Consider the following 11,176-nt stretch of genomic DNA (forward strand, 5'->3'; position numbering starts at 1 on the left):
TCTGGTTAGAGCCGGTTGCCGTTGGTGGCGTCGATGACCTGCCCGGTGATCGCACCGGCGGCGGCGCTGACGAGGAAGGCCACGATCGCGGCGATGTCCTCCGCGGTGGCGAGTTTTCGCAGTGCAGTGGTGGACGCGGCGGTGGTGCGGGCATGGTCGTCACCGCGAAGCCAGTGCGCGTTCATGTCGGTATCGAGCGCGGCCGGCGCCACGGCGTTGGCGGTGATGCCTCGTTCGCCGACGTCTACGGCGAGGGCGCGGGTGAACACCTCGATCGCCCCCTTGGTCATGGCGTAGCTGATGACGTCGGGTCTGGCGTAGCGGGCGGATCCGGAGGAAATGTTGACGATGCGACCGCCGTCGTGCATCCGGGGCAGGGCATGCTGAGTCACGAAGAACGGGGCGCGCTGGTTGAGTGCGACCAGACGGTCGAAATCCTCGACAGTGACGCGCTCGAGCGCTCCGCGCCGACTGATTCCGGCGTTGTTGACGAGGATGTCGAGCCCTCGGTCGAGCCCGAGACCGTCGAGCGCGGAGTCGAACTCCCGCATCAGCTCTTCAGGCCCCTCGGGTCGGGACAGGTCGGCCTGGACCGCAGCCGCGAGGCCCCCGGCAGCCGTGATGCCGTCGACCACCGCAGCGGCGGCCGTCCGATCGGATCCGTAGTGGACGATTACGGCGGCACCGGAGGCGGCCACCGCATCTGCGATGGCCGCCCCGATGCCGCGGCTGGCCCCGGTGACCAGCGCGACTCGTCGGCCCGTGTGCATTCCTACTGACGAGCTGCGAGGTCGAGGGCGATGTCGGCGATGAGGTCTTCCTGCCCACCGACCAGCCCGCGTTCACCGACGGCGAGCACGGGCGGACGGAGGTCATCCGGGGCCACCTTTCGTTGGGACTGCGGGGCGGGAGCGGCGGGGGTCTATTCGTCGACGGCGACGGCGGTAATAATTCCGAATCCTGCTATCCACTCGGGGATTTCGCGGTAGAAGGTCGAGGTGACGCGGTACTTCCCGGCGGCGCTCATTGCCGCGTACGCGGCGATCCAGGTGCGCACTTCGTGGGAGGAGTGTCCGGCCTGTTCGACGAACCAGTCGTTGGTCCACGCGTCGATCTGCTCGAGGTCGCCGGAGGCGAGGACGTCGAGCAGGTGCCGGTCCCATTCGGGGTTCAGTGGCTGGATGGCGGCGGTGCCGGCGGCGAAGTCCCGCCCGGCGGTGATGACGCGCTGTTCGCGGGCATCACGTTCGGCGGCACTGGGATTGCGGCCGTCGATCAACCGCTCGCGTACTTCCTCTGGCGCGGTGGCGAACTGCGGGACCGGCGGGTCGTGGGACAGGCCGCCGGATCCGACGAACAGCACACGCTTGTCCAGCTTGGCAGCGGCCCGCCCGACCGCCTCGCCGAGCAGCCGTACCCGGCTGACCGGGCCGAGCGGTTCGGCGACCGAATTGATGAAGATCGGCACGGTCGGCACGGCGGTGATCGATCCGACCAGCAATTGGAGTGCTTGGGCGAATCCGTGGTCGACGTGCATGCGTTCGGAGAATGCGACGTCGATGCCGCTGTCGAGGACTTCGCGGGCGACTGCGTAGGCGGCGTCACGGTCGACGTCGAAAGGGCCGGCTTCGGTGCCGTAGTCGCCGACGGACTGCGCGGCGGCACCGATACAGAACGGCGGCAGCAGGTCGTAGAAGACGCCGTTGTAGTGGTCGGGGGCGAAGATGACGATGAGATCGGGGGCGAAGTCGGCGACGAACCGGCGCGCGTGGTCGAATGCGGCGTCGACGGCGTCGATGACTTCCTGTTCGGGGTCGTTGCGTCCCATCAGGGGGGAGTGCGACATCGCGCACAGCGCTACAGGCATCGCGGCGGTCTCCTTGCTGCTGCTTCGGCGCTTTCTCTCCGGGGTCCGGACGAGAGCGCAATAGGTCGGGTAAGTGGGATCCGGCCGGTGCCGCCCGGGTTGCAGGGGTTGGCGGCACCGGCCGGGGTCTGTGTCAGCTGCGACCGAGGAGGAAGTCCAGATGCAGCTTGTTGAAGGTCTCGGGGTCCTCGTACTGGGGCCAGTGACCGCAGTTCTCCATGATCGCCAGCTTGGCGCCCTGGATGTGGGAGGCGATGCGCTTGGCTTCGTCGACCGGACCGGAGGGGTCCTTGGTGGTCCACAGCACCATCGCGGGCACCGTAATGCCGTTGAGGGTGGCGTCGGTGATCATGTTCCGCTTGCGCGTTTCGAGGTCCTGCAGTGCCATGTTCATCTCGCAGGCCTTGAGCCAATCCGGCTGCTGGAAGATGGCCTGGCGGGTGCGGATGAGGTCGTCGGTGACCATGGTCGGGTCGGCCATGAGCCATTCGAGGCGTGCCTTGACGCGTTCCCAGCTCGGATCCTTCGCGGCTTCCATCGACAGGGTATAGAGACGTTCCATCACCTGAGGGTTGGCCATGGTGCCGCCCATGGTGTTGAGCACGATCCGGTCGACCTTCTCGGGATGGTCGTGCGCGAACTGGGCGGTGACCCAGCCGCCGAGGGACTCCCCGGAAAACGAGGCCTTCTCGACGCCGATGGCGTCCAGAAACTGCAGCACGTGGTCGATGTAGTGCTTGATCTCGAGCGGGTGGTCGGGCTTGGTCGAGTAGCCGTGGCCGATGAAGTCGATTGCCCAGACGTTGAAGTGCTCGGAATGCGAGCGCAGATTGCGCACGTACGCCTCGGCGTGGCCGGTGATGCCGTGCAGCAGGATCAGCGCGGGCTTGGACGAGTCGCCGGCGTGCAGGTATCGGGTCCGGTAGGGGCCGGCCTGGATGAATCCCTGGCTGAACTCGACCTGGTTCAGGTCGTCCCAGACGCTGGTGTAAGGACGGGTCATCGGTTCTCTCCCTCGACTGTGGTAGTGCTGGTGGCGGAAGCTGGTGCTGCATCCTCGGCGGTAACGTGCGGAACGACGATCGGCACGGCCCGGGTGCTGTACTGCGGCTCGTTTGTGCCGCTCGGGTTCCCGTTGTCGCTGGCCGAGTGGTCGAGGACCGCGGTGAGCGCGTTCTCGAGGCTGGTGAGCGCTTCGGTGTCGTCCCAGACCGGAGCACTGTGTCGCCACGCGACGTAGCCGTCGGGCCGCACGAGCAGGGCGCCGGCCTCGTCGATGTCGCGGACCTGCCGCCAGTATCCGTAAGGGTCGATGGTGCCGGGTTCGCCGACAACGACGGTCCGCAGGAACGGCAGGTCGAGTTTGGCGGCGGCACGCTTCCATGCCTGGCCGCCGAGTCCGGTCAGCAGGGTCATCATTCCCTTGCCGGTGACGTCGAGGGTGGAGATGCGGGTTCCGTCGGCGCCGACCAGCCACGCATGCGGCAGCTTCGCGCCCGGCCGGGTGGTGGCCTGCAGGTACAGCTCACGATCGCGCACCCACACTTCCTCGCCCGCCTCGGGGTCGGGAACGACCGCGGACGAGGTGTAGCGCTGGTTGAGTTCGACGCCCTGGGCGTTGAATTCGGCGTTCTTCACCTCCAGCGCCTCGTACAACCGCTCACGCATCGCGACACCTTCGGGCGAAGGTTCCTTCAACTTTGCCAGCCCGGCGGCGACCGGGTCGTCACTCTCGTGATCGAACCATTCGCGCAGCCCGGCGTAGTCCTTGCGGGACTGGTTGGCGCGAGCGACGATCTGTTTGCCGACCGGAACACGCTCAGGAGAGTAGGACTCGAGCAGACCCGGTCCTGCATACCCCTTCACGACGAACGCGATCTTCCACGCCAGGTTGAACGCGTCCTGCATGGACGTGTTCGAGCCCAGTCCGCTGCTCGGCGGGTGCCGGTGCACCGCGTCGCCGCCGCAGAACACTCGACCGGACTGGTAGTGCTCGGCCCACTGCTGGTTGACGTACCAGAAGGACCTCGACACGATCTCGACGTCCAGGTGCGGGTCGCCGACGAGGGTCCGGATCTGTTCGAGGACAACGTCGTCGGAGACATCCGGCTCGCCGTTCGCCATGTCGAAGCCCCAGCCGGCGATCCACTGGTCCCACGGTCGGATCGCGCGCAGCAGACCCATGCCGATCTCACCGAAACCGGCCTTCGAGTTGACGATCCAGTGCAAGATGCTCGGCCGATGAGCGACATATTTGCTCAGGTCCGCGTTGAACAGGATGTACGCGGTACCGGCGCGGGCGAGTTCACCTTCGAACGGAAGCCCGACCTGTTCGGCGATCTTCGATCGTGCGCCGTCGAAACCGAGCAGGAAGCGGGCTCGCTGGGTGAACACGGTGCCCGAGCGGACGTCGCGGAACCGGACGGTCACCCCGTCCTCGTCCTGGGTGTGGTCGAGGTATTCGGTGTTGAAGCTGATGACCGCACCACGTTCGGCGGCGTTCTTGATCAGCACCGGCTCCATCAGGGGCTGCGGAATGTCGAGCATCGTGCAGGGGCTTCCGGACAGGTAGTCCCCGTAGCGGATATCGCCCGTACCCCAGGTCTGCATCCGGACGATCTCCTCGCCGGCCAGGCTCGTGGTGAACAGCGTGTCGCCCATCTGGTCCCACGGGGTGGCGTACTTGCGCGCCTCGTCTTCGGCGCCCAGGTCACGCAGCACCTCGACGGCGCGCTGGTTGGTGATGTGCGCGCGCGGCGAGTTCGCCACCCAGGGGAACATCGAGACGGCGTGAACGCGGATGCCGTAGCTGGCCAGGGCAAGCGCCGCTGTGCCACCGGCGGGGCCGAGGCCGACGATCACGACGTCGGTGTCGTAGGAGGTACGGTCGTGGTCACTCATGTCTGTCATCACTTCACTTGTCGAGGACGCGCAGGGATGCCGCGGTGTCCGGAACTGTCGGAGCCGAAAACGTTTCGGTGTCAGGCATTTTCGGGGTGGAGGTGGCCTGGTCGCGAGTGAGCTGGCTCGCAGCGCCCTTGCGCCCCCAGCCGCCGGGCAGCAGGATCACCGAGACGATCGAGATGGCCGAGACGATCAGCAGGTAGGTCACGATCGAGTTGCTGGTGTTGGTGGAGGCGTACAAGGCGGTCGCGATCGTCGGGGCGAACGCGGAGCCGGCGACCTGGGAGATGGTGTAGCCGATAGAGACACCGCTGTAGCGCACGTCCGCGTCGAAGACCATCGTGAACAGGGAGCCTGTCACGCCGGCGGCGGGGGCCATTGCAATTCCGAAGACCAGCACCTGCGCGGCCATGAACAGCCACGGGTTGCCGGTGTTGATCAGTGCGAAGGCGGGGGCGATCACCACACCCATCGCGGCGGCGCCGAGCAGGTACATGGTCTTGCGGCCGAAGGTGTCGGACAGAGCGCCGAACACGGGGTAGAGGAGGACGGCGACGATGCCGGCGACGAATACTCCGGCCAGGGCGAAGGTGCGGCTGATCCCCGCGACGGTGGTGCCGTACGAGACGAGGTAGGCCATGCAGATGTAGGCGAACACTCCTTGGGACAGGTAGGTGCCCGCGATGAGGAGAATTTCCTTCCAGTGCTTGCGGAACGCTTCGGCGATCGGCATCCGCACCACGGCGCTCTGTGCCTTCACCTCGGCGAAGTCGGGGCTTTCGGCCAGGGACAGGCGAATGAACAGCCCGATCACGATCAGTACCGCGCTGAACAGGAACGGCAGTCGCCAGCCCCAACTCAGGAACTGCTCGTCGGGCAATTGGGAGACCGCGAAGAACGCCAGGGTTGCGACGCTGGTCCCGGCGGGTGCCCCCATCTGGGAGAAGGATCCGAAAAAGCCCTTCTTCGCGGTGGGTGCGTGCTCGACGGCCATCAGGGTGGCTCCACCCCACTCGCCGCCGACGGCAAAGCCCTGCACCAGGCGCAGCAGGGTCAGCAGGATGGGGGCGGCGATCCCGATTTGGGCGTAACCGGGCAACAATCCCATCAGTACGGTGGCCGAGCCCATTCCGACCAGGGAGATCACCAGCATCTGCTTGCGGCCGACCCGGTCACCGAAGTGCCCGAACACGATGCCACCCAGCGGGCGGGCGAGGAACCCAACGCCGAAGGTCGCGAACGACAACAGGATTCCGATCGCGGACGAGACATCCGGGAAGAACAACTCAGGGAATACCAGCGCGGCCGCGGTGCCGTAGATGAAGAAGTCGTAGTACTCGACGGTGGTACCGATGAAGCTGGCCATCGCTACCCGCAGCGGTGAGGTCTTCGTCGGGGAGGTAGGTGTGGTGCTCACGGTCGGGCTTCCCCGATCTGTGGGCGGAAGCAGGCTCGTGCCCCGAAGGACGATGCGTGCGAAGCGGTCGTCATGGCCGCTCCTTTCTTCTGGGGATGTTCGAGAGGGGTTCTCTGGAGAATCTTCGAGAGGGAGCACTCAACTGGAATGCTAGACGTCTAGTTCAGACGCTACTCGGGCATAGAGGGTGACGCAAGTCTCTAGGTGGGGGTAAAGATGATCGACGGCGCGCTGGCCCTCTGGGGCGAGACAGGGGTCAGCGTGGAGGGTGCCGGTGGATCGTCTGCAGCGCTACGGCCGAGAGTCCCCCCTCGGCGTAGGCGGCGCGATAGCGGAGCCCGGTCGATGGCCCGGGTATCGGGGCCTAGCTCGGCAGCTGGGCGTTGGATTCGTCGCGGATTACTGCGATGGTGCCGACGATGTGGCGTTCCATGGCCTCGCGGGCGGCAGCTGCGTCGCGGTTGCGGATGGCCTCGGTGATTTCGTGGTGGTCATGCTGCCGGTCGTGCAGTGCGCTCGAGAGCGGGTTGGTGATGCCGGTGGTGTTGATCAGGAAGTCCGACAGATCCCACATTCGCTGGCTGGTCTCCTCCATGATCCGCGAGTGCGCCATCGCGTGGATGGCCGCATGGAACTCCCGGTTGTGCACGCGATACCCGCGGGCGCGGACCACCGGGTCGTGGGAGGTGATCAGGGCGTCGACCCGCGCCGAGATCAGGTCCAGCTCCAGCAACTGGGCCTCGGTCCGCCGGGAGGCCGCTACCGCGGCGATGGTCCCTTCGAAACCGCCGAACAGGGTGTAGAAGTCTTCCACTTCGCGCGGGGTGTAGGAGACGACCTCGCAACCGACCTGGGGAACGATGTGGACCAGCTTGTCGCTGGACAGGCGGCGCAGAGCGTCCATGACGGGCTGCTTGCTCACCCCGAACTCTTGCCGGATCGACTCGACGACGATCTTCTCGCCTGCCGCATAGCGCCCTTCGAGCAGCCGGTTCTTCAGAATGTCGTACAACGCGGAGGACAGCCGCGCCCCCGAGGTGCGGACATTGGCGAGCAGGGCGGCGGCCTCGCTGCCCGGCTTGGGGCCGGTGTCGGTGGTGGTCATCGAGTCAGGCTTTCCGTCGGCGTCCCGGACATGGCTCCCCCTTATGCCGCGGCACTCACCGCAACAGCTTGCATTCTAGTACTTGTGGTGTGAGTCACTGTGGGTTACCTTCGTCTGGAACGCTAGCATTCCAGACCTGATGGACGGGGCATCGTGGCCAACCTCGGGGTTAACGCCGGAGGGCACGCCGTACGCGCCATATCCCGGCACCCGGACATGCGCCCTCTGCGGGCGACAGGCCGAGCAGTGCCCTCGGCAACGCGGGCCACATGCAAGGAGAAGAACATGGAATTCTGTATCGGTACCTGCGCCAAGATCGATCAGGTCGCAATGGTGAAACGGGCCGAGGACCTGGGGGTCACACACTTCGGCGTCGGCGAAGGCCCCTTGCTGTTCTCCGACCCTTACCAGTTCCTCGCCCTTGCCACCCAGCACACCAGCACCATCAACCTGGGCACCATGGTCACCAATCCGCTGACCCGGATCGCCCCGGTCACCGCGAACTCGATGGCCACCCTCAACGCGCTGGCCCCGGGCCGGACCTTCCTCGGTATCGGCACCGCCAACAACGCCCTGCGTTCGATGGGCAACCGCACCGCGAAGATCTCCGAACTCTCCCACGCGATCGAGGTCTCACGGGAGCTGATGGCCGGCCGCCGGGTCACGCACCACTGGCTCGGGCAGTCCCGGGAAGTGGAATTTCTCGACAAGGAGAGCGGCTTCTACAACGTCACCGACCTCGTACAGATCTGGGTCGCAGCCGGCGGACCTCACGGGCTCGCCGAGGCAGCCAAGTACGCCGACGCCGTCGTCTACTGTCTCGGACCGAACGTCGACATGATCAAGCTGATCCGCAGTCGCCTCGAGAAGGCGGTCGCCGACGCCGGCCGGGCACCAGGTTCGGTCAAGCTCGTCTCTCTGTCCTGGTTCTACCAACTCGACAACGGAGAAACCTGGGAAGACGGCGTCACCAACGGCTTCGGCTCCGGCCCGATCAGTTCGTGCATCACCAACGCCGGCCTGATGGACCAGCACCGCGAAGAGCTCGGTGATCCGATTGTCGACGCGTCCCTCACAGCCGCTCAGCAATACCTCGGTGACCCGAAGGCCCCGGACCAGCCGCACTACCTCGATGTCTGGGCGAAGTACCTGCGCGGACTCGACCCCCGACACCGCCCGATCATCACCAAAGAACTTGTCGACTACTGGTGCCTGTACGGATCCCCCGCCGAGCTGCGAGAGAAGGCGGCCCTGATGCCGAGGCCGGCGTCGACATACTCCAGGTCTTCCTGTCCAACCCGTTCACCGCTGCCCGCGACATCGACAACATCGGGCACTCGATCCTCGCCCACGCCTGACCGCCCACCCTTCCCATCCAGGAGCTCTTGATGGAACTCGACCCGCGCACCACCGCCGTCGTGGCAGTTCACTGCCAAGGCGACATCGTCGGCCCCACCGGCGCCTTCGCCGACTTCTTCCACCAGCAGGTGACCGAACGCCACGTCATCGACCAGATTGCCGCGCTCATCGCCACCGCCCGCACGGCCGCCGCAACCGTGGTCTACACCCGGGTCGCGTGGAAGCCCGACTTCTCCGATCTCGAGGTCAATTCACCCCTGCTGGGCATCGTCGCTCAATCCGGCTGCCTCAAAGAGGGCAGCGAACTCGCCGAGATCGTTGAACCGCTCGCACCGCACGGAGATGACATCGTGCTCACCCATCAGCGCATCGGCGCGTTCGCTCGTACCGACCTCGACCCCGTCCTGCGTGAGAAGGGCATCACCACTCTCGTCTTCGCCGGAGTGGCCACGAACGCCTCCGTCGAAGGAACCGCCCGGGTGGCAAGCGATCTCGGCTACCGGGTGGTGATCGTCGAGGATGCATGCTCGGCGGCCACCTCGGAAGCGCATCAAGCGAGTATCGACTCACTCGGGCTGCTGGCCGAGATCAGCACCGTCGACGAGGTCCGCACCGCCCTAACCGAGGCGGTCACCGGCACCCGCGCCTGATCACACCGAAGCTCGCTTCGATGCGGGCGCATGCCCGCGCCAGTACATCGCCACCTATAGACCACAAAGCAAGCACAATAAATACCAGGAGTTTTCGTACATGAAGTCCACCATGCGCGTGGCCCGCCTCCACGAGATCAATCAGCCGATGCAGATCGAGGACCTCCCTGTCCCCGAGCCACGGCCGACCGATGTGCTGGTACAGGTCAAGGCGTGCAACGTCGTGCCGAACCTGAGCAACGTCCTGGCCACCTACAGCGAATGGTTCCCCTACCTGCCGCTGCCCAAGCTCCCCGCCGTCTTCGGTCTCGACTCCGCCGGTGTCGTCGCCGCCGTCGGCAGCCATGTCACCGACGTCGCCGTCGGTGACCGGGTCTACGTCAACCCCGGCATCTCCTGCGGCGGCTGCCGCGCCTGCCGGCAAGGCAACGATCAGAACTGTGACCGCTATACCTTCATGGGCTACTTCTCCTTCGGCGCCGACGGCCAGAAAATGTTCGACGCCTACCCCTATGGCGGCCTCAGCGAGTATCTGACCGCACCCCAACGCAATCTGGTCAAACTGCCCGACACGGTCAGCTTCGAGGAAGGCGCCCGCTTCGGCTATCTCGGCACCGGCTACTCGGCACTGCGCAAGGCCGGCGCCGGCCCGGGCACCACGGTTCTGATCGACGGCATCTCAGGAACTCTGGGCCTGGGCACCTGCCTGAACGCCCTCGCGCTCGGCGCGACCCGCATCTTCGGCACCGGCCGCAACGCCGGCCTGCTCGACGACGTCCGCGCGATCGCCCCCGACCGCATCCACGTCCTCCCCGCCGGGGAGGGTGAGCTGCGCAGCTGGGTGCACGAACACAACCACGGCGAGGGCGTCGACATCGTCATCGACGCCCTCGGTCCCGGCGCCCCTGCCGAATCGTTCCTCGACGCCATTACCACCCTCCGTCGCGGTGGCGTCGCGGTCGATATCGGCGGCATGATGGAACGCCCACCGCTGGACATGTTCTCGCTGATGTGCCGGCAGATCAGCGTGCTCGGCAGCTTGTGGTTCTCCACCGCCGAAGCCCAGGACATGGCCGACCTCGCTGGCGCCGGGGTCCTCGACCTCTCGGTCTTCGAACACCACAGTTTCCCGCTCGAGAAGATCAACGAAGCACTCGCCGACCTGCCTGCCCGACATGGCGGATTTTCGAACTTCATCAGCGTTCCCTGAGGTGACACGCGAAAGATAAGAGCGAGACTCGGTGCAGATGGCCTTTGCGATGAAGATGCGAAGGTCATCTGCAGATAGCAAAGCTCATTTCCCACTGCGATCCACTTCCTGCCGAACTCCATGATCGTCCTCCTGTGGTCGGTGCGCCCTGTTGCGCACCACCAACCGTGGGTCCCGCGCGTGAAACCTCGGGGAGACCGACATCAGCGAGTTCTCATGATCGAAGGAGGGATCGATGCGGTGCCGCGAATGGACAAAAGGGATAATCGAGCTGCTGCGCGGATTCCCCCGATCCGTGCGCCGTCCCGAGAGAAAGAGACACACATGAAGATTCGTCGGCTCATCGCCACCGCGGCCGGGTGCGCTGCCCTCGTCGTCGCCGCTCCGGCCACCGCGAACGCATTCTCGCTCGCCGACCTGCTGCCCACCGGATCCGCGGATTTCCTGTTCCCGCAGCCCGCCCCGCCTGCCCCGGCTCCGGCACCCGCGCCCCAGGCGGCCCCGGCCCCGGCGCCGGCGCCCGCGCCGAGCGTCGGATACAAGAACTGCACCGAGGCGTGGAACGCTGGCGTGGCGCCGCTGTACCGGGACGAGCCCGGCTACGCGCCGAAGCTGGACCGCGACGACGACGGCATCGCCTGCGAGGTCGACCCCCGCTAGGATC

At 66.1% G+C, this 11,176-nt stretch carries 10 protein-coding genes and 1 pseudogene; 4 read left to right on the forward strand and 7 right to left on the reverse strand.

Going from position 1 to position 11,176, the window contains the following annotated elements; translation table 11 throughout:
- Positions 1 to 5 precede the first annotated feature (5 nt).
- The 7 genes and pseudogenes from ACWPOB_RS23470 to ACWPOB_RS23500 form a co-directional block, all read right to left on the reverse strand.
- On the reverse strand, positions 6 to 770 hold the full coding sequence (locus tag ACWPOB_RS23470; RefSeq protein WP_455402290.1) for an SDR family oxidoreductase: 765 nt from the start codon (positions 768 to 770) through the stop codon (positions 6 to 8).
- Between the two features lie 2 nt (positions 771 to 772).
- A pseudogene (locus ACWPOB_RS23475) lies at positions 773 to 874 on the reverse strand (hypothetical protein); the annotation flags it as partial.
- 48 nt (positions 875 to 922) lie between these two features.
- Complete coding sequence (locus ACWPOB_RS23480; RefSeq protein WP_455402291.1) at positions 923 to 1,867, reverse strand: 3-carboxyethylcatechol 2,3-dioxygenase; 945 nt, start codon at positions 1,865 to 1,867, stop codon at positions 923 to 925.
- Between the two features lie 133 nt (positions 1,868 to 2,000).
- Positions 2,001 to 2,870, reverse strand: a complete 870-nt coding sequence (locus tag ACWPOB_RS23485) for an alpha/beta fold hydrolase (RefSeq protein ID WP_455402292.1) — start codon at positions 2,868 to 2,870, stop codon at positions 2,001 to 2,003.
- A complete protein-coding gene (locus tag ACWPOB_RS23490; protein WP_455402293.1) occupies positions 2,867 to 4,768 on the reverse strand; it encodes an FAD-dependent monooxygenase in 1,902 nt (633 codons plus the stop codon). The genes ACWPOB_RS23485 and ACWPOB_RS23490 overlap by 4 nt, the downstream gene beginning before the upstream one ends.
- 13 nt (positions 4,769 to 4,781) lie before the next feature.
- Entirely contained in the window at positions 4,782 to 6,137 is a 1,356-nt protein-coding gene (locus ACWPOB_RS23495) for an MFS transporter (RefSeq protein WP_455402299.1), read from the reverse strand.
- A 415-nt stretch (positions 6,138 to 6,552) separates the two neighbouring features.
- Positions 6,553 to 7,293: a GntR family transcriptional regulator gene (locus tag ACWPOB_RS23500; RefSeq protein WP_455402294.1), complete on the reverse strand. Its 741-nt coding sequence runs from the start codon at positions 7,291 to 7,293 to the stop codon at positions 6,553 to 6,555.
- Between the two features lie 285 nt (positions 7,294 to 7,578).
- Between ACWPOB_RS23500 and ACWPOB_RS23505 the strand changes: the two genes are divergently transcribed.
- The 4 genes from ACWPOB_RS23505 (at position 7,579) to ACWPOB_RS23520 (ending at position 11,172) form a co-directional block, all read left to right on the forward strand.
- Positions 7,579 to 8,682 carry an LLM class flavin-dependent oxidoreductase gene (locus ACWPOB_RS23505; protein ID WP_455402295.1) on the forward strand — a complete coding sequence of 368 codons (1,104 nt, stop codon included), beginning with the start codon at positions 7,579 to 7,581 and terminating at the stop codon, positions 8,680 to 8,682.
- Positions 8,682 to 9,302 (forward strand): cysteine hydrolase family protein, encoded by a 621-nt coding sequence (locus ACWPOB_RS23510; RefSeq protein WP_455402296.1) that lies wholly within the window; start codon positions 8,682 to 8,684, stop codon positions 9,300 to 9,302. The genes ACWPOB_RS23505 and ACWPOB_RS23510 overlap by 1 nt, the downstream gene beginning before the upstream one ends.
- Before the next feature lie 100 nt (positions 9,303 to 9,402).
- Positions 9,403 to 10,512 carry an alcohol dehydrogenase catalytic domain-containing protein gene (locus ACWPOB_RS23515; protein WP_006938963.1) on the forward strand — a complete coding sequence of 370 codons (1,110 nt, stop codon included), beginning with the start codon at positions 9,403 to 9,405 and terminating at the stop codon, positions 10,510 to 10,512.
- 324 nt (positions 10,513 to 10,836) lie between these two features.
- On the forward strand, positions 10,837 to 11,172 hold the full coding sequence (locus tag ACWPOB_RS23520; protein WP_387432358.1) for an excalibur calcium-binding domain-containing protein: 336 nt from the start codon (positions 10,837 to 10,839) through the stop codon (positions 11,170 to 11,172).
- Positions 11,173 to 11,176 lie beyond the last annotated feature (4 nt).

The organism is Rhodococcus sp. 2H158 (assembly GCF_053764755.1).